The 19,646-nt window shown below is 41.0% G+C and carries 16 protein-coding genes and 1 CRISPR repeat array; of the genes, 10 read left to right on the top strand and 6 right to left on the bottom strand.

Annotated features, from left to right (window positions below):
* Positions 1–27 precede the first annotated feature (27 nt).
* From RMZ95_RS16700 to RMZ95_RS16690, 3 genes are all read left to right on the top strand, one after another.
* A complete protein-coding gene (locus RMZ95_RS16700; protein ID WP_322675600.1) occupies positions 28–849 on the top strand; it encodes an Rpn family recombination-promoting nuclease/putative transposase in 822 nt (273 codons plus the stop codon).
* Between the two features lie 187 nt (positions 850–1,036).
* Positions 1,037–2,092 carry a tRNA dihydrouridine synthase DusB gene (gene dusB / locus RMZ95_RS16695; RefSeq protein ID WP_322683563.1) on the top strand — a complete coding sequence of 352 codons (1,056 nt, stop codon included), beginning with the start codon at positions 1,037–1,039 and terminating at the stop codon, positions 2,090–2,092.
* A gap of 150 nt (positions 2,093–2,242) precedes the next feature.
* Positions 2,243–2,797: a Uma2 family endonuclease gene (locus tag RMZ95_RS16690; RefSeq protein WP_322683562.1), complete on the top strand. Its 555-nt coding sequence runs from the start codon at positions 2,243–2,245 to the stop codon at positions 2,795–2,797.
* A gap of 36 nt (positions 2,798–2,833) precedes the next feature.
* Positions 2,834–3,939: direct repeats of the CRISPR family, unit length 37 nt; unit sequence GTTTCAATCCCTAATAGGGATTTTGATGAATTGCAAT.
* A 305-nt stretch (positions 3,940–4,244) separates the two neighbouring features.
* On the opposite strand, the gene ald is transcribed toward RMZ95_RS16690, so the two are convergent.
* Entirely contained in the window at positions 4,245–5,336 is a 1,092-nt protein-coding gene (gene ald, locus RMZ95_RS16685) for an alanine dehydrogenase (protein WP_322683561.1), read from the bottom strand.
* Between the two features lie 479 nt (positions 5,337–5,815).
* Here ald and RMZ95_RS16680 point away from each other — a divergent pair, with 479 nt between their 5' ends.
* The 5 genes from RMZ95_RS16680 to RMZ95_RS16660 all read left to right on the top strand — a co-directional run bounded on the left by RMZ95_RS16680 (position 5,816) and on the right by RMZ95_RS16660 (position 10,411).
* Positions 5,816–5,986, top strand: coding sequence for a hypothetical protein (locus RMZ95_RS16680; protein WP_099099534.1), 171 nt, complete (start codon positions 5,816–5,818; stop codon positions 5,984–5,986).
* 365 nt (positions 5,987–6,351) lie between these two features.
* Positions 6,352–6,645 carry a hypothetical protein gene (locus RMZ95_RS16675; RefSeq protein WP_322675596.1) on the top strand — a complete coding sequence of 98 codons (294 nt, stop codon included), beginning with the start codon at positions 6,352–6,354 and terminating at the stop codon, positions 6,643–6,645.
* A gap of 78 nt (positions 6,646–6,723) precedes the next feature.
* The gene (locus tag RMZ95_RS16670) at positions 6,724–7,794 is read left to right on the top strand and encodes a WD40 repeat domain-containing protein (RefSeq protein WP_322683560.1); all 1,071 of its coding nucleotides are present in this window, start codon (positions 6,724–6,726) and stop codon (positions 7,792–7,794) included.
* A 685-nt stretch (positions 7,795–8,479) separates the two neighbouring features.
* Positions 8,480–9,532 (top strand): permease, encoded by a 1,053-nt coding sequence (locus RMZ95_RS16665; protein ID WP_322683559.1) that lies wholly within the window; start codon positions 8,480–8,482, stop codon positions 9,530–9,532.
* Between the two features lie 105 nt (positions 9,533–9,637).
* The gene (locus tag RMZ95_RS16660) at positions 9,638–10,411 is read left to right on the top strand and encodes a TIGR03943 family putative permease subunit (protein WP_322683558.1); all 774 of its coding nucleotides are present in this window, start codon (positions 9,638–9,640) and stop codon (positions 10,409–10,411) included.
* Positions 10,412–10,453: 42 nt separating this feature from the next.
* On the opposite strand, the gene RMZ95_RS16655 is transcribed toward RMZ95_RS16660, so the two are convergent.
* Complete coding sequence (locus tag RMZ95_RS16655; RefSeq protein WP_322683633.1) at positions 10,454–10,675, bottom strand: hypothetical protein; 222 nt, start codon at positions 10,673–10,675, stop codon at positions 10,454–10,456.
* On the opposite strand from RMZ95_RS16655, the gene RMZ95_RS16650 reads away from it, so the two are divergent.
* Positions 10,590–12,086: an Ig-like domain-containing protein gene (locus tag RMZ95_RS16650; protein WP_322683557.1), complete on the top strand. Its 1,497-nt coding sequence runs from the start codon at positions 10,590–10,592 to the stop codon at positions 12,084–12,086. The two genes, RMZ95_RS16655 and RMZ95_RS16650, sit on opposite strands and share 86 nt — an antisense overlap.
* A 66-nt stretch (positions 12,087–12,152) precedes the next feature.
* Here the strand turns inward: RMZ95_RS16650 and RMZ95_RS16645 are convergent, their stop codons facing one another.
* The 4 genes from RMZ95_RS16645 to RMZ95_RS16630 form a co-directional block, all read right to left on the bottom strand.
* Positions 12,153–13,145, bottom strand: a complete 993-nt coding sequence (locus tag RMZ95_RS16645) for an RNA ligase (ATP) (RefSeq protein WP_322683556.1) — start codon at positions 13,143–13,145, stop codon at positions 12,153–12,155.
* 142 nt (positions 13,146–13,287) lie between these two features.
* Positions 13,288–14,079 carry a sulfite exporter TauE/SafE family protein gene (locus tag RMZ95_RS16640; RefSeq protein WP_322683555.1) on the bottom strand — a complete coding sequence of 264 codons (792 nt, stop codon included), beginning with the start codon at positions 14,077–14,079 and terminating at the stop codon, positions 13,288–13,290.
* A gap of 139 nt (positions 14,080–14,218) precedes the next feature.
* A complete protein-coding gene (locus tag RMZ95_RS16635; RefSeq protein ID WP_322683554.1) occupies positions 14,219–15,505 on the bottom strand; it encodes a sulfite oxidase in 1,287 nt (428 codons plus the stop codon).
* A 131-nt stretch (positions 15,506–15,636) separates the two neighbouring features.
* Positions 15,637–17,091 (bottom strand): aminotransferase class V-fold PLP-dependent enzyme, encoded by a 1,455-nt coding sequence (locus RMZ95_RS16630; RefSeq protein ID WP_322683553.1) that lies wholly within the window; start codon positions 17,089–17,091, stop codon positions 15,637–15,639.
* Positions 17,092–18,109: 1,018 nt separating this feature from the next.
* On the opposite strand from RMZ95_RS16630, the gene RMZ95_RS16625 reads away from it, so the two are divergent.
* Positions 18,110–19,633, top strand: a complete 1,524-nt coding sequence (locus RMZ95_RS16625) for a hypothetical protein (RefSeq protein WP_322683552.1) — start codon at positions 18,110–18,112, stop codon at positions 19,631–19,633.
* Positions 19,634–19,646 lie beyond the last annotated feature (13 nt).

The raw sequence follows: 19,646 nt of genomic DNA, 5'->3' as shown, positions 1-19,646 counted from the left end.
GAATTAAATCACCATAGTGCATTAAGTGTGAAAACTGATAGCATTTTTTATCGCCTTTTTCAAGAACTTCCTAGCATCTTTTTTGAATTAATTGGTAATCCACCCCAAACGGCAGAGACTTATCAATTCTCCTCAATTGAAATCAAGCAAACGGCATTTCGTATTGATGGTGTTTTTCTCCCAACACAAGGGGAAGAAAATCTGATTTACTTCGTTGAAGTCCAGTTCCAAGCTGACACAGAAATTTATTCACGCCTATTTTCAGAAATTTTTTTATACTTACACCAAAATAAACCGAAAAATTCTTGGCGAGGAGTAGTTATTTATCCCAATCGCAGTTTAGATACAGCAAATATCAAGAATTACAGTGAATTTTTCACTAGCGGGCGCATTAGTCGTATTTACCTTAATGAATTAGGTGAAACTGCATCATTGCCAGTTGGAATTGCTACGATGAAATTAGTGGTCGATGAAGAGGAGACAGCAATTACATCTGCTAGGCAGTTAATAGAGAGAACCCAGCAAGAAATCAACATCGAACCACAACGGCGGCAGTTACTAGAATTGATAGAGACAATATTAGTTTATAAGTTTCCGACGATGAGTCGAGAGGAGATTGAAGGTATGTTTGGGTTAAGTGATTTGAAACAAACACGAGTTTATCAAGAAGGTAAGCAAGAAGGCAAACAAGAAGGCAAACAAGAAGGAGCGCGTGAAGAAAAGTTTAGAATGATACCTTTGTTGTTGAGGTTGGGATTGAGTTTTGAAGAAACTGCGAAAGAGTTAGGTTTGAGCCTAGAAGAGATTCAGCAAGAAATGCAAAAACAGCCTCCAAGTCAGGATACGTAACCTACAATTACAGCAGAATTCAGAAGTCAAAATGGGCTACGCATCGCTGCGCTAACAGAAGTAAAACAGGCTTTATACTTGGTTTTGAGACTTAGCTTGTGTAACTCACTAACTTGAAATTAGCTGTATCTTTTATCACGGATTTATCTACATATTCTTACTATTTCCCATTCCGATAATTTTTTCTATGATTTCCCTCTCTCCCATTCTGCAAGCTAGACTCTCCCAACCCTTAAAGATTGGCTCTTTCGAGGTAAAAAGTCGGGTTCTCCAATCGCCTCTATCTGGAGTCACAGATATGGTGTTTCGCCGGATTGTGCGTCGCTATGCGCCAGATTCGATGATGTATACCGAAATGGTGAATGCTACGGGGTTGCATTATGTTAAACAGTTACCCAAAATCATGGAGGTAGATCCCAACGAACGCCCAATTAGCATTCAGCTATTTGATTGCCGTCCCGATTTCTTAGCAGAAGCAGCAATCAAGGCAGTTGCCGAAGGTGCTGATACTGTTGATATTAATATGGGTTGTCCGGTAAATAAAATCACTAAAAATGGTGGTGGTTCTTCGTTGTTGCGGCAACCAGAAGTAGCAGAAGCAATTGTGCGGGAAGTGGTGAAAGCTGTTGATGTACCTGTGACAGTAAAAACTCGTATTGGCTGGAATGACAACGAAATTACGATTCTCGACTTTGCCAAGCGGATGGAAGATGCCGGGGCACAAATGATCACAGTCCACGGACGCACCCGCGCTCAAGCGTACAATGGCAATGCCCGTTGGGAATGGATTACCCGTGTGAAAGAAGTACTTTCTATCCCAGTGATTGGGAATGGAGATATTTTTTCCGTTGAAGCGGCAGTGAAATGTTTAGAACAAACTGGCGCTGATGGCGTCATGTGTTCCCGTGGAACTTTGGGTTATCCGTTTTTGGTGGGAGAAATCGATCATTTTCTGAAAACAGGAGAGATATTACCATCACCAACCCCAATTGGGCGTTTGGAATGTGCAAGAGATCATTTACAAGCCTTGTGGGAATATAAAGGCGATCGCGGTGTACGTCAAGCCCGTAAGCACATGACTTGGTATGCTAAAGGTTTTGTCGGTGCTGCCGAACTCCGCGGACAGTTAAGTTTAGTTGAAAGAGTAGATCAAGGTTTGGCAATGATTGACCAAGCAATTGAAAAATTAGCTAATGGTTATGAACTAGAGGAAGAAGCAGAAGGTAGTTTGGTAATGCTTTAAGAAGCTGATTTTAACCTAGCTTGGGGTGATATTGTTGGTTGCTAAAAGTGACGCGATCGCTTGAATACGACTATTTCAGTTAGGGTTTAAATCTCCTGATGTAACTCTTTTGAATTTTGAATGTTTAACTAGCCCAAATGGAGGCTCACAATGTTAGTTTCCAAACACAATGATGTTGTAACCGTCCCCGAAATCCTTTCATTAGAAGACTTCATGGCAAATCCTCCAGAGGGGATGGAGTGGGTAGACGAGCAATTAGTAGAAAAAACAGGGATGACATTAAAACATAGTGAAATTCAATTGAATATTGGTTTTTACTGGAGAAGTTATATTAACTCCAATCAACAAGGTGGGAAAGTTTACACTGAAGTACCTTGTCGTACATATAAAGAGGGTCGCCGTCCTGATGTGGCTTATCTTACGCCTGAATTGGTAGCTCAGTTTGGTGATGTTCCTACTTTGCCACAAAGTTTCCCACTAATTGCTGAAATAGTTTCACCCACCGATTTAGCTGAAGAATTATTTCTCAAAGCACAGGAGTATTTGCAGTCCGGTTGTGAGGAAGTTTGGCTAGTATTTCCTGAAAGTCGGTTAGTTTTTGTCATGACAGATAATCAGGTTTGCGGGTTTAAAGCTGGTGATATGGTTAGTACTCAAAGAGTATTACTGGGTTTTAGTGTAGCTGTAGACGAATTGTTGGCTTGAAAATGAATTAGGACTTACACTTTAGAGAGTCAAAAAGTTTGAATCCCTAATAGGGATTTTATTGAATTGCAATGTAAACATCACTTATCAAAATGGGCGTTTTAGGAGTTTCAATCCCTAATAGGGATTTTGATGAATTGCAATTTAATAAGCCCTCAGAATACAAGGCAGTAGGATTTGTTTCAATCCCTAATAGGGATTTTGATGAATTGCAATGACGCGGTGCAGGTAGCCAATCAGGCCGCTACTGTTTCAATCCCTAATAGGGATTTTGATGAATTGCAAATGCGGCTGAAAGAGATTTTGGACATCTCAAAAATGTTTCAATCCCTAATAGGGATTTTGATGAATTGCAATTCTCCCCCTACTCCCGGCTCGATCCGCGAAACGACGCGTTTCAATCCCTAATAGGGATTTTGATGAATTGCAATTTGTCTGTAAAATATTCTAAAAATGTTAGCGGAAGGGTTTCAATCCCTAATAGGGATTTTGATGAATTGCAATTTTAGGAAGTGTAGTACAATAAGGAAAGTAGAGTTTCAATCCCTAATAGGGATTTTGATGAATTGCAATATATTGCGCCAGATACACAAATGTTTATCCAGATGTTTCAATCCCTAATAGGGATTTTGATGAATTGCAATTCTCAAATTTTTGGAGAGGATAGGCGAACGACCCGTTTCAATCCCTAATAGGGATTTTGATGAATTGCAATAATGGTGCTTCATCTAATACCAAAACTTCTTCTGTTTCAATCCCTAATAGGGATTTTGATGAATTGCAATGTTTCGGAATGTAGAAGCATCCTTTGTTCCAAGAAAGTTTCAATCCCTAATAGGGATTTTGATGAATTGCAATATTTTGGGTTTAAGAAAGATGGTAATGGTACAGCAGGTTTCAATCCCTAATAGGGATTTTGATGAATTGCAATATCATTATAAGCGATCGCCTCAATTACCGATTTGTTTCAATCCCTAATAGGGATTTTGATGAATTGCAATAAATAGAGATAGAGCGTGCTATTTGAATTTCTGGTTTCAATCCCTAATAGGGATTTTGATGAATTGCAATGTTTACTTTCTCTTTTTATCCATCTAGGATAAAGGTTTCAATCCCTAATAGGGATTTTGATGAATTGCAATGCTGGCTTCTGAAAGCGTTGCTGTATTTGATTTTCAAGGTGCGGTTGCGCGAATGAGTGAATCATAGCATAGGGAATAGTCATAGCACAAGATGCAAATCGCTGAAAACCAGTCCCCATAAGGTGCGCGGATGCTTTGAAAGTACCAGTGCCCTGAAAGTTTTGTATAGAAGGAGCGTACAGCCTTTTTCGCTCCTTCTCGTTTTGTACACCTACCCATCCGCGCATAAGGCAAGAAAATTAATCTGATTGGCGATCGCTACCTCTATTAAAATGAAATAAGCGATCGCCTAATCCTTGCATACCTTAATTGACCAAATCAGGAAATACCTCTTGCACAGCAGGATGCACTAAGCGATGATTCTGCACATTCACACCCTTAGCTAATGCTGGGTTAACCTCTAATGCCAAAATTCCCAAATTCGCCAACTGGACAACATAAGGTAATGTACTATTATTAAGTGCCTGAGTTGCTGTCCAAGGTACTGCTCCTGGCATATTAGGAACGCCATAATGCACTACACCTTCTTCAAGGTATACCGGATTTGTATGGGATGTAGGGTGTAAAGTTTCTATGCAACCGCCTTGGTCAACGGCTACATCAACTATCACCGAACCAGGACGCATTTGTTTGACCAATTCGCGGGATACTAGTATTGGCGCTCTACGTCCTAACACTAAAACTGCACCGATGAGCAAATCGGCTTCAATGACTGCGGCTTCAATATGAGCAGAGTTGCTGTAAAGCAATTCGACTCTAGAGCCAAAGAGGGTTTCTAAGTAAGACAAACGCTCGACACTCACATCTAAAATCTGCACGCTCGCACCCATGCCTACGGCAATTTTAGCTGCTTCTGTACCGACAACGCCGCCACCTAAAATTACTACTTTACCTGGTTTGACTCCAGGGACACCGCCCAAAAGTACACCTCTACCACCTTGCTGACGTTCTAAGAATCTGGCTCCAAATTGTACTGCTAGCCGACCGGCAATTACGCTCATGGGGGTGAGCAAGGGTAATCTGTTAGCACCAGGTTGTTCTACAGTTTCGTAAGCGATCGCAGTTGTGCCACAATCAATTAGATTCTCTGTCAACTTGCGATCGGCTGCTAAGTGTAAATAAGTAAATATTACCTGCCCTTTTTGCAAAAATTTATACTCAGCCGTCAGTGGTTCTTTGACTTTAACAACCAATTCCCGATTCCAAGCTTTTTCTGATGTGGGGACAATTTCGGCTCCAGCACTTTTGTAGTCATCATCGGAGAATCCAGCACCATTACCTGCTTGCGTCTCGACGAAGATGCTATGACCATTTTCTCGCAGCACCCGCACACTAGAAGGACTTAACCCTACCCGAAATTCTTGATCCTTGTTTTCCTTGGGAACGCCGATTTCCATATATCGCCTCTGATAATTTTTTTGTTTAACTGTACCCTTCCAATCTCAAGCTTGCTACTTCTATCTTGCTAGTTCCGTATTAGAGATAGCTGGATTAGAGATACCTAATTTCTGTTCTAACTTTCTTAATTCAATCTGAGTAGCCCAAACTCTTACTCTTGACTATTGCCCCAGTATTTATACAATATATAAAGAATAGTAACAATTTATTAAAAAAGCGATTGTATAGCTCCCTAGTAGGGAGCTATTGCTGAATTTTTCAAGTCACCTTGGCATTCCAGCACTGCAATTAGCTTTTAAGTTAACCTGACTTTTCAACGTCATCTGAGAATTTCAAAGTCTCTCTTTTAAAACGAGAGAGATTTAGAGAGGGGTTTTCCAGATACCATGAAAAGTAAGTAGTGATTATCCCTATTTTTCCCGACTTCTACCAGAAGTCTGATATCAAGTCCCGTTTGCCAAAAAAGGTTTCTTAAAAAATGACACAAACACAACCAACAATTACACCTAAACTAGAAGAGCCTAAGTTTGGCTTTAACGAATATGCCGAACGCTTGAATGGTCGAGCTGCAATGATTGGCTTTGGTTTGATGCTGGTGATTGAGTATGTCACTAATCAAGGAGTGCTATCATGGCTGGGTCTGAAGTAGTGCCATCAACAAGCACAATCTTGAAGTTGTAAGCTAGTAATTAAAAGAGTTTCAACCAGCTGGAACAACCAGTTGGTTTTGACTTCAATAATTAATAGCGGAGTACTTCGCTCTAGATAGATTAATTAAACTTATTCATAAATAACTGCCCTAGAATGTAAGCAAGAGAGGAATCGAAATACCTATTAGCGATTGAAATATTATAGACTTGCAACTAATATGTGCAAGGCGATTAATGAGTAAATTTCCTCCCCATACTAAAAAAATCATAACTTAGTATCTGCCTTGAATGAGAAAGGCAAATTATGGGTGAGGTATTCTTGGTAAATATACACAAAAGGTGAACTGGAACCAACCAAGCTGTGATGAATGCTGTATTACCTCGTTTTTTGAAGTCAACCTACCGAAAAGAGCCACTAATCAGTGTATTGATGACGATGGGCGTTATGGATGCCCTGATTGGCGGATTGAATGATAGCTGGTCGTTGTTTGCTTTTGGTTTGGGAACGGCAGGGATAGCGCTAGGCTTTAAGTTGTGGCGTGTCCAGCAGCGTCGTTCTTTACCAGAGGAGCCTGTAGTGCAACATTATTTGCCCTCTCGTTCTTCTAGTGCGCCTTTACCAATGTTAAGCGTTTCTAAGAAAAAACCACCTCTTTAAGATGTGCAGAGTTATGACTTAAAATAACTCTGCAAAATTTATTGGGTTTAACTGTATCTATAAAAGTGAGGAAAAAGAGTGAGTAGTGAGGGAAGAGGTGGCGGTAATTTTCTGCGGCCGTATATTATCCTGGCATTTATGGCAGCTGTTGCCCTTCCAGTGAGTACCTGGGAAGGGTTTTATATTCATCAAGCTCATGCTGCCATTGAAGTAACGCCAAACTCCCCCCCAGCTAACACTAACTTTGCTAATGCTCAACTACTTTACACACTCATCGGACATAACGGAACCATTAAATCCCTCGCTTTCACTCCAGATAGCAGAATTCTGGTGAGTGGAGGTGCAGAAAACGAGGGTATAATTCGCCTGTGGAATTTAGCAAAGCGCAAAAAGTTAGCGACTATTAACAAAGCACACAAAGCAGCCGTAGAATCTTTAGTGATTTCGCCAGATGGACAAACCCTCGCTAGCTGTAGTGATGACAATACGATTAATCTCTGGAGCCTAAAAAATTTAAAATTTAGCCGCTCTTTTGTCGGACATACCAGTAACGTCTTATCTTTAGCGGTGTCTCCTGATAGTAAAGTTCTTGTCAGTGGAGCTTTAGATGGGATTCGGATGTGGGATTTGCTACAGCAGCGTCCTCTAGGGACTATAGTACGCTTTGATAATTTGATTTATACTCTCGCTATTAGTCCTGATGGACAGACCTTAGCTAGTGGTGATAATAAGGGTGTAATCAAGCTGTGGAATTTGAGTACTGGTAAATTCATCAGTCAATTGCCAGCTCATTCTAGTGCTGTTAGCGCTGTGATCTTTACACCAGATGGACAAACATTAATTAGTGCTAGCCACGATCGCACCATAAAACTGTGGAATATTAATACTAAAGAATTAGTCCGCACTCTTACAGGACATAATAACTGGGTAAATGCGATCGCTCTTAATCCCGATGGACAAACCCTTGCTAGTGCCGGTAGAGATGGAATTAAATTGTGGGATTTAACTACAGGTGAGTTAATAAATACACTAAATGGACATACAGACTGGGTAAGTGCGATCGCTTTTAGTCCAAATGGTAAAATTCTTGCCAGTGGTGGATTCGATCGACAAATCAAGATTTGGGGGATTCCCACAAAACGAAACTAACAGCGATCGAACAAAATAATCGTCAAAGAGTAAACTATATCCCCTATTTCTTTTAAGAAGTCGGGGATATTATTTTGACGCTCCTTTCAAGGCTTTGTGACTTGTCATAGCTCGAATTCTCACTTCATATAGAAACTTAGGCGATCGCTAACGCCGAAAAATTTCCCCAATCATTTCCTGTATCTGCTAAACTTTGGACTTGCCTTTTTAAAGTTTTTGTAGTAAAAAATCAACCAAAGCTCAGATCGAATTTTGCTATAACTAGTCAAAATCAATGATGATAGCAACCAATAACGATGTCTACGATGGACTACGCCTACCCCAAATCTTGAAGAACTGTGAATACTTGATGAAAATACAGCCGAACTAATATCTTAATCCAGCAAATTACTGTAAGTATAAACATAGGTAATTTCAAATTATCTGTGCAGTTACTTGCCCTCTAAATCGGAACAATTTCTGAACTTAGACAATCTTAGAAATGGTCATCGTCAGTAAATGCACTCAGTTAAAAGTCACAAACTCGTGTAAAGCCAAGGTTTGTAGTGCTTAACCGCTATTTTGAAGATAGGATAACTTGCTACTTAAATGATGTTTAATTTTCCCGAACTGCTTTTGATCCCCATTTCGATAGAATGACTAGGCAGAACCCTAAAACTAAAAACCGCTTTTGACTGCGACGCACATGAATCAACTGAACAATGGTTTTACGCTATTTTTAAGTCTGCTAGTCGAGGCGATGCCTTTTTTGCTTCTTGGGGTTTTATTCTCCAGTTTGCTGCTGTTTTTTGTTGATGAGCGCAAACTAGTAGAAAAAATGCCCAAAAATCCGCTGTTGGGTGCTTTAGTTGGCAGCGCGATCGGCTTTTTGTTTCCGGTGTGTGAGTGCGGGAATGTACCAGTAGCGCGGCGATTCCTGATTCAAGGAGTACCCACACCAGTCGCAATTGGTTTTTTGCTAGCAGCACCAACAATTAACCCAGTTGTAATTTGGGCTACTTGGACAGCATTTCGAGATCAGCCAGAAATAGTAGTCTTACGAGTCGTATTTTCCTTAACAATTGCCACAATTATCGGGTATGTTTTCAGTTTTCAAAAGGACTTAAATCCCATAGTCCAACCTGCGATCGCTCGTTATATGAAGTTTAATCCAGCCGCGCAGCCCCAAACCAAACGCCGTAGTAAGCCTTACCAAGGACAACAAGAAGAAACAGTACCGAATTTGTTGCAATCCGGGACTTATATCTTAGGAGGAAAAGCAGGTATACCTCTACGGATAGATCCTAATTTAGTACTGCCTACCTCAGTCTCTACTGCTGATAAACCGCTAGCAGCTAAACTGCGCCTAGTTGTGGATAATAGCATCCAAGAATTGCGGGAATTGGGCGGAGTGATGATTTTAGGAAGTGCGATCGCTGCTGCTATTCAAGTCCTAGCTCCCCGTGAATTAATTCTTAGTTTGGGTGCTGGGCCCATTACCTCAATTGTGGTCATGCTGATATTAGCTGTAATAGTATCAATTTGTTCTACAGTCGATTCTTTCTTCGCCCTATCTTTTGCCTCAACCTTTAGCAGCGGTTCATTATTGGCATTTCTGGTGTTTGGGCCAATGATTGACATCAAAAGTGTTGGTTTGATGTTATCTATTTTTAAACCCAAGACTATTTTTTACTTATTTGCTTTAGCAGCACAATTGACATTTGTCTTTACTCTTTTCCTGAACTTGCACGTCTTTTAAGAAAATATTTGTCATTTGTTAGTTGTCCTTTGTCCCTTGTCAGTTGTCCTTTACAAATGACCAATGACAAATGACCAATGACTAATGACCAATGACTAATGACTAATGACTAACAAAAATCCCAAATCTAAAATCCCAAATCTGTTACTTCCTTGGCTGGATGCTCTAGCAATTACGGCTTGGGGCATTTTGATGCTGAGATATTGGCTAACTAATAAGCTGAACCTGTTGATTCATCCAAATTACTTTTGGTTGGTGATTGTAACTGGTATCAGCTTCATCATTATTGGTTTGTTCAAGATGCAGGAACTTTGGCAACGGCGTCGCCATGATGTTACGCCAAACACCCAGCATATTAGTTTATTTCCCCCTGGTTGGGGCAGTACTTTATTGTTGACTACAGCGATTCTAGGTTTTATCGTTACACCGCAAGTTTTTGCTAGTGACAAAGCACTCCAAAGGGGGGTGACGACTGATTTATTGGGAAGCACACGCGTCAAACCCCAAGCCTTTCGAGTTACTGTTCGTCCAGAGGAGCGATCGCTTGTAGACTGGGTACGCACTGTCAATGTCTATCCTGAGCCGGATACATATACAGGGCAAAAAGTCAAGGTACAAGGATTTGTGATTCACCCGCCCGATATCGGAAAAGAATATTTGTTTTTAGCACGATTTGTCTTAAGTTGCTGTGCAGCAGATGCTTACCCTGTGGGATTGCCCGTCAAACTACAAAATAATCAAGAGCCTTACTCTGCTGATACATGGCTGGAAGTAGAAGGACAAATGGTGACAGAAAATTTGGCAGGTAAACGCCAACTTACCATTGCCGCCACCTCTCTCAAAAAAATTCCTCAACCTCAGAATCCTTATAGTTATTAGTCATTTGTCATTTGTCATTTGTCCTTTGTCATTTGTAGATAACTAACAACCAATGCCCCATGCCCAATGCCCCATGCCCAATGCCCCATTCCCCATGCCCAATGCCCAATGCCCCATGCCCAATGCCCCATGCCCCATGCCCAATGCCCCATGCCCAATGCCCAATGCCCCATAACCAATGACTAAATCTAAAGCATTCCAACCACTGGATCGTATAGCGATCGCACTAATGTTACTGCTGAGTGTGCTGATTGGGTTAATCATCTTGCAAGGTGATGTGGTAACTGCTCGTGTCCGAGAATTTACTTGGCAAAATCAACAAATTGGGGCAGAAGATAATTCCTTCACCCTCACCTTCAGCCGCCCAATGGAAACAAAAAGCGTCGAGGATAACTTGAAAATCGATCCACCCCTAGCAGGTAAATTCAGTTGGGCGGGGCGGCGGATGGTTTATACACTGGTGACACCAGCCCCTTATGGCACAAATTATAAAGTGCAGTTACAAGGAGCTAAAGATAAGTTTGCGGAGCAAGAAGGCAAAAATCGGCTGATACAGCCCTTTACAGGTAGCTTTCGTACACGCGATCGCGTTATCCTTTACATCGGAACCGACAAAGAAGAACAGGGACGGCTAGTTCTTTACAACTTAACCCAAGAGCAAAAAAGGGTACTTACCCCCAAAGACCTGATAGTAATCGACTTTGAGTCATTTCCTGATGGAGAGAAAATTTTATTTTCTGCTCGCGCCGCAAACAATCAAGACTTACTTTCAGCCCAACTGTATACAGTGACAACAGGCGTTTCTGCTAAATCTGGACAAACAGCAGAACCAGAAGGCAAAGTTGACCTGACTTTAGATAGTAAAGATTATCAAAACCTGAAATTTGATTTATCACCTGATGGGCAAACTATTGTGATCCAACGGGGAAACAAAACTAATCCTGGTGATTTTGGACTATGGTTTATGCCAGCAACCAGTGATGGTTCAGCAGAAAAACCCACCCCGAAACGCCTAAAAAGCCAGCCGGGAGGAGACTTTATGGTGACACCAGATAGTAAAGCCGTAGCGGTTGCTCAAGGACAGGGAGCAGCCATTTTACCACTGCAAGGTGATGCCAGTAAACCTTTGGATTTTCTGCCGCAGTTTGGTTTGGTACAAGCTTTCTCCAAAGATGGCTCTCAAGCAGCGATGGTAAAGTTTAATACAGATTACACGCGGGATTTATTTTTGGTGACAAACCAAGGCGTGCAGAAACAGCTACTAAAAACAACAGGTTCAATTCTCAGTTGCCAATTTGACATCGCCTCACCCACTCTCTACTGCTTGCTTACACAGTTAGTATCGAAGGAACAATACATAGAACAGCCTTATGTAGTGGCAATTGATTTGAAAACTGGGCAACAGAAACCACTGTTAGTACTGCCTCCCGCTCAACGAAATGTGCAAATGAGTTTATCTGCCGACGGTTTGGGCTTATTATTTGACCAAGTAGTACCGCAGACAAATCCCCCAGGATCATTACCCCCAAACACTTTAAAAACCGATGATGGAGATACAATCGCTACCAGTAGCTTGTGGTTAATGCCTCTATTGCCCATCGCTGATGCTACGACTGTTGAAATTAAACCAGAACAACTCCCCTTAGCCGGATTTCATCCTCGCTGGCTACCTTGAGCGAATAATTCGTAATTCGACTTTGGAAGGTTAGTTAAGGTGTCGCCACCAAAAATCAAGTTGAATCTAGTGGAGTTCAGTTCCATCTTTACGGAGTAGATAGCGATCGCTAATCAACTTCAAGACTACTCTACCTATTTCTGGATGCGTTTTCTCAATAACCGGTTGCACAACAACGCCTTCCATGATGCAATTGGGACTGACTACACTATTGGCATTATTGAACTGAGACACCGCTTCCCAAGTGTAAGCACCGATATAAAGTACAGGTACTCTCGGCAAAGCAAATTCTTCGCAAAAAGCCACAAAATCGCTGTAATTGAGAAAATAGCTACCGCGACGCACAGCAAATATAGCAATTCCAATATTGCCATTATTCAAGCCATATTTGATATCTTGCACGCCGTAGATTTCACCAAAAATCTGAGTTTCTGGCGGAAGTTTCTGGAAAGCTTCGTTTTCGTTGTAAGCACGAATATAAACTAATTTTTTGTTGACTTCGCTGTTTTTCCAGAAGTAATTATGGCTGCCAATTTTAGTTGTGCCATCAGCATCAACTAAGACAGTGAAGTTAGTTCCATGCAACTTTTCTGTGACAACAACTTCTTCACCTTCCATTAGGATGTTTTTGTAACGTTTCAGGTTTTCTGGACTGGGGAATTTGTAATGTCCAATAAAACTTTCTACTTCCCCACTCATTCCTTGAGGAATTGGATATTCGTACTTTGTTACACCAAAATACTCCGTGTAGTCGTCTCCGATATTTCCCGTAAAGTTTTTACCAACGGGAATAAGCAAACCCTCAGAAAAAATTCCGCGAAGTTTCGCAGCACGCAGTTTTTTCGAGTAGTAGTTACGAATACCAAACTCATCTAAAAAGTTTTCTGGAATAACACTATCAATAGGAAAGTAAAAAGCTAAATCTCCAGGATTCAAGTTACCTTTGACTATAATTACCTGATACCCCATATCTTCAATAGAGGCAATATCTAGCCGATCGGCATTGGGATGAGGATTAATGCTATTGATTTTGACAACTTCAACTTTAAAAATACTCATAGCTCATCTATTTTCAAAATAATCAATTTTAGGAAAAATCTAAATTTGTTACAAAGTATGAGTGCATAGTTAGCCATACATAGGTGTCAAATTAAAGCTGAAACCCTTGAAGATATAGACTAACCAAATATAATATTACGAATTACGAATTAATAATTATTTGTTGATAATTTATCCAAGCTTGCCAAAAAATATAAATTGATAGTATTCCTAAGAAGATACGAAGCACTAAGCTGACAGTATAATCTGGTAGTTTTGGCAATGTGCGAGTACTCATTTGAACGCCTAAAAGACCACCACATCCCAAAACTAGACCTTGAGTAAAGAGAATATTTCCTTCTAATGTATGTCCCGTACAGGCAGCTAAAGCAGTGATGACAATCACACCCAAACTAGTCTGAATTGCTACTTTAATTTCTTCTCCTAATAGCAGCATTTGCAGTGGCACCATAATCGTACCGCCACCTAAGCCGAATAAACCTGCTAAAATTCCTGCTGCTCCCCCAGTGCCAATTTTAGAAACTAGTGGGTTAAATACTGGATCTGTATCCTCTTTTTCCTGCAAGGACAGTTGCTTGCGAAGCTCAATCAGATAGATGTTAGCAAGTAGTATGATGCCAAATGTAAACAGTATTATATAAGATGGAATTTTATTGGCGAAATATACACCTATTCCAGTAGTTAAAAAAGCTGGAATTCCTAAATAAATTACTCGTTTAAAGTCAAAGTAACCCATCCACCAATTTTGCAAACTTCCAGAAATTGAAGTAATTACAATAGCAAGGCTACTAGTAGCGATCGCCTGAACGGGAGTATAACCTAGTGTGACTAAAAGAGGAATTGTGATAATACCGCCACCTATTCCTAAAAGTCCAGCTATGACTCCAGATATTAAACCTCCACTCACTAAAATCAACCAACTAAAATCAATCATAAATAATTATTTTTCTAGAGAACTGATAGTACTAAATGGGCATTGGGCATTGGGCATTGGGCATTGGGCATTGGGCATTGGGCATTGGGCATTGGGCATAGATTATTCTTCTTGTACCCCTGATACTCCCTTATTTTCCTCATGCCTGTACTGTCACCGGATGGCTAACAACGCCTCCGTAAAGCAATCCAGAGTCATTCCACGGAACTGTACTCGGTTGTGTATTACCTAAATTGTCAGTAGCACGAGCCTGGAGAAAATATTCCCCAGGAAGTGGGTTCCATTCAATGTCCCAGCGTACCCACGCAAATGGAAAATTTGGTTCTCTCAGTCGTGCAAATTGCCAAGTTTTGCCACCATCCAGGCTGACTTCCACACGGACAATCTTTCCTTTCCCAGACCAAGAACGTCCACGTAGTAAGTGGGTTTTAGCAGAAAGCGTAGCTGGCCAAGCCAACTCGAAAGCGCTCTTAACATTTTGATAGGTAATCAGCTTACCTTTATATGGTGCGATCGCTGGGTAATCTGCACCAACTAGCACCATTTGCTCTGTTACCCACTGCGTATATATCGGTGTTTGGGAAACTTCAATTCGCTCAATCCATTTAACGTCGGCGTTTCCTCCCCAACCAGGGAATAACACACGGCACGGCTGACCATGATCTGGAGGTAATGGTTCTCCATTCATTGCGTAGACGACGAGCGAGTTATCTGCTAATGCTTTGCTAATTGGAACTACACTGCTGAACTTGGATTTATTTGTCTCCTTAGAGTCCAGCGAATCCACATCTGCACCCTCAACGAGTACGTCTTTCGCTGTGGATTTCAATCCAGCTCGCTCTAATAACATACCAAGTGGTACACCAGTCCACTCAGCCACACCAATAGCCCCAAGTCTCCACCGTGTTCCAGGGAGTGGTGTGTTGTAAGCCTCTTCAAAGAAGCGCCGACCGTTAGCAGCACATTCAATGGCACAAGTGACTGAGATGGATGGCATGGCGATGATTTGATCGTAAGTAAACTCACTAGGGGCAGAAACGCCAGTTCCATGAATTTGCAAACGCCATGTAGACGGATCAAAAGGGGGAGGTGCGCTGCGGTTGTGAACATAGAACCAATCATTTGGTACTAAATAACCACGCCCATACATCGCTTCCCAGTTCATCTCTAATGTACCTTTGCTATGAGAGATATACCCTGGTGGCAATGGCTTAAGTATTTTACTGCCTTTAGTTTTAATAGCTGCCTGACTGTGAGCAAGCGCAGGTTTAGCTAACCCCCCGATGGCTGTAGCGCCAACCATAGTAGCTAGTATTTTCAGAAAGCGCTGGCGCGAAATACCCGCATCTGTACTTTTTTGCCAGATGCACTGTTCAACCCGTGCCTGTAAATACTCCTCCTGGTCAAAGAGGTTTTCATCGCTCAAGCTATACCCCCTTATAATTTGTAATTCGTAATTAAGGCACAGAGAATGAAGGGGCAAAGGGAGATGAAAGAGATAAGGGAGACAAGGAGAAAAACCAATGCCCAATCCCCCATGCCCAATGCCCTAAAAAACTAGCTGTTTATTGCTGTCCAAACACCAGTTATCGGATCTTGTGTGTAGTTAGGCAAATAGTGAGCTAATCCGTTTTTAGCTATTTGAGCGATCGCATTTATAAAGCGATCGCAATCTTCTAATGTATTATATACAGCAAAGCTGGCTCGGATAATACTAGGAATGTTCCGTGTAATTCCTCTGTCTACTTCTTGAGCAATCTCACAGTCTTGTTCGTCTGAAACATTCTTGAGTTTGCGAATGTATTCATAAGTGCAGAAAGCCCCAGCCCGAACCCCAATACCGTATTCTTGTGCCAAAATTTCTGCTACTAAGCGTCCGTCAAATCCATCAATATCAAAGGGAATAACATGGGCTAAATTATCTCCAGGAATATGTAATTTGACACCAGGAATCAGCCCAAGCCGTGTATATGTAAATTCAACTAGAGAGTGTTCATACTGAGCAATGCGCGAGCGCCCTACTGCTTCGATAATTTCAATCGCCTTGGCAATAGCGATCGCACCCATTGCGTTTGGTGTTCCGGGGTCATGGGCCCGTTCTGTATAAAAACGCTTGATCTCTAGGTTTCTAGTGATATAAGGCAAGTTTCCACCCCCAATTTGATAAGGGTAGGAGCTATCAAAAAATTCTTTTGGCCCCAGCAAAACCCCGGTTCCATAAGGGGCATACATCTTGTGTCCAGAGAAAGCTACAAAATCTAAATGACATGGATCGTCATCAGCACACATATCGACTCGTTCATGCTGAATTAACTGACACACGTCAGCGAATATCTTCGCACCATACCGATGTGCTAAAGCTGCGATTTCGTAAATTGGTGGTCTATAACCTGTAATTGTCGAAGCACCTGTAATAGTTACTAACTTAATTTGCTCGGCTTCGGGGAGATTTTGGTGTGCCTTGAAGATATCTTCAATTTCTGCAATACTTACACTCCCATCTGGCTGTGTTCTGTACTGCACAACCTCGTCTCTAGTAACCCAAGGCAGCAGGTTAGATGAATGCTCGATATCAGAAACTAGAATTTTTCCAGGTTTTTTTGCCCAAAGTGTGGCAGCTCCATTAATTGCTTCTGTTGTATTCTTGGCAAAGATTACATAGTTATTTGAAGATGACCCGACAAAGTCACGAATGATGTTTCGACTGGCGTCATATTCTCGTGTAGTGATGATGGATTTTTGCCCAGAACCTCGATGTACGCTGCCATAGGTGTCAAGCATTTCGTCCACGTACTGCTTGAGGGTTGCAAAGGGTGTGGTTGTAGCTCCATTATCCAAGTTCACGTACTTGGCATAGTTTCCGTTAAGAGTTTTAACCTTGAAAGATAGAGACTCATCTGTAAATAACGGTCTGATTTCTTTGTCCCAAAAGCTGTCACAATTTTCTACAAACTGCGGTAATTTAGCATTCTCTTGCTTGATATTTGCGCTCATTGCAAGTATATCAGTCATCTTTAGCACCCCGATTTTAAATTTTGATTTTTTTGAAAAAGCCTAACTGCTGCAACACTTTATTTCGCGCTACAACCAGATTAATTTTCAGTAATTATGGTCTTTATAATTACTTTACTTATAGTAGAAACCGCGGTTATTACAATTATTCTTTAATAAAAAAATTAAAATTAGTATCCGTATTAATGCTCAACTTAAATATTTTTATCGTAAATTAATATACAGTGTAAATAATGTTATTAAGTAATAAAGTATACTTTAAACAATTTTATTCCAGTCATTAAACAAACTTGACGTATTGAAGATAAGTCGATCGAAAAGCTTATAACTAATAAAACCTGCAATTCCCTACTGGCAATGTATTTATCGAGAAAAAAGTCCTCACTAAGTTGAGATTACTCTTTAAAAAAGTTTTATATTTTACTTAAACGAATTGTTACGTCTTTATTAAGACTTTATAAGTATTTATTCGTATTGAGCGATATCTCTTAAGATTGCAGTTATAGCGAAAGCTCTTAGTTGTTTGCTGACATTAAATAGCGATCGCTTCGGATGAGAGAATTATCATTGAAGAGTAGATACTTGTACGGACATCTATATCTAAATCTAAGTACTCAATCAGGAATTACAAAATGTATTTCAGAAAAGAATCATATTTTATATCTTAAGACAGATGCGATATTAAAAAATAAAGTATATCAAGGCAGTTTTTTATGTAAAAAACTTCATCAGCCAGCCAATACAGTTTAATTTTTAATGTATCGGGTTTCTCCTTGCTCTGGCCTATCTTCAAAGGCGGCCAGAGTTCCCCTTCCACCTCTTCTTGACGGGGCAGAGCATCATAATGTTATAACGGCATCAGTCTAGATACAAAATGGGGAACACCAATTGATAATTAATTGCTGGTGCTTGGAGAGAGTTAAACTTAGCTTCTAGAGCAAACCCTGATTAGACACAGTTGATAAGCAATGCTAATGCCAGCACTGCTAAATATTTTTAAGCAGGTGAGTCAAGAGTGATGAATGAAGCTGACACCTCAAACAAGGGGGCTGTGATGGAATCCCTAAATTCTGCTAATTCGCCACAATCAGAGCAGGCGAATTGTCCCTTTTACTCAGTTGTGCCTAATGACAATATGACGGTTAAAAAACTGCCACTCCTTATGCCAGCTGAAGATACACAATTTTCACAAGATACCACCCGGCAGGACTGGGTTGCAGAGCCTGAAAGCGGCAAACAAGCACTTATTGACTCGGAATTTCAAAAATTGCTGGCATTGAACGAAGAATTACGTGCGGCTAACAATAAATTGTATGAACAAGTAGAGCAGCTAAAAGACAACCTAGCTGAGTCAGAAAAGGTTTTGCAGTGGCAGAAAACGCGTTCTAGCGTTAGTGAGTCGATGCTCAACCAACACACTCAGGAACTAGCTGCGGCTCAAGAACAGATAAAATCTTTATTTCAACAATTAGAAACTGCTGTACAGACTGTTCAACGTCAGGAAATTTTCACTGATACTTATAAAGCACAGCTACAAATTAGCCAACAACGCCTAGCCCAGTTAGAGCGAGAATGTACGTTGCTACACACTAATAACAACGAACAATCTCAGCAGTTATTGCAATCAGAAAATGTTTGTCGGGAGTTACGTACTAGACTGATGCGACAACAACGCCAGACGCTGCAATTCAAAGCAGCTTTGGAAAAATGTCTAGATACCTCGGTTCCTAGCTATGACTCCTTAGAGGATGCTGCCAAACATCCTAAAGACATAACTAGTAGCCAAGGAAGATTTTCTAGAAAAGCTCGGTCTTTGTTTCCTAACGCCCAGCCAATTCAACCTTGGTCAGGAGAAGAAGAATCATTAAGTAACGATCTAGATAATTCTTGGGGTGAACCTTCAGCACCAATTCCATTCCAAAGAAATGAAGCTCCTGCAACACCGCCATCATCTCCTTGGAACTGGACAGTTAAGAAAGATACGCCAACACCAACACAACCCGCGCCATCTCCAAAAGTTGATGATCCAGATACAACTGAAGCGGTTTCACCTGCGGATTCATCAAATTTAGATCGGCAATTAGATAGTTTAATCCAAATGTTTTTCACCTCCCAGCCTGCATCTACATCACCACCACCTGCTGCGAAAACGGATGTTAGTGATGTGCCTATTTGGGAGACTTTAGCAACAATCTTAGAAGACGATGAGGAACTAGAAAATCCACACGAGGAAGATTTGAAGGCAGAAATTAATCCTTCTGCAACTACCTCTACTTCTTGGACGACGGATTCTGTGCTTTCACCAGCTAATAACTTACTGCTTTCCTCTAATCCATCTCACACCGAAACGTCTGTTGGAGAAACTGAAGACTACTGGTTAGAAGTTTCCCAATTGTCAGCAAGTGATTTGTCCTCAGAGTCATTAGGTGATAACACCAATGATGACAATTCACCTTCACCAGTAGTTTATCCCCAGCGCCCACCCAAGGGGCGTAAATCATTGGCATCTGTAGAACTGCCGAATTTTCGCCCCAAGAGTTAGGAGAGACGCGATT

The sequence above is a fragment of the Nostoc sp. DedQUE07 genome, from assembly GCF_034530975.2.
Classification (GTDB): Bacteria; Cyanobacteriota; Cyanobacteriia; order Cyanobacteriales; family Nostocaceae; genus Nostoc.
This window is presented reverse-complemented; position numbering and strand designations above follow the sequence as displayed.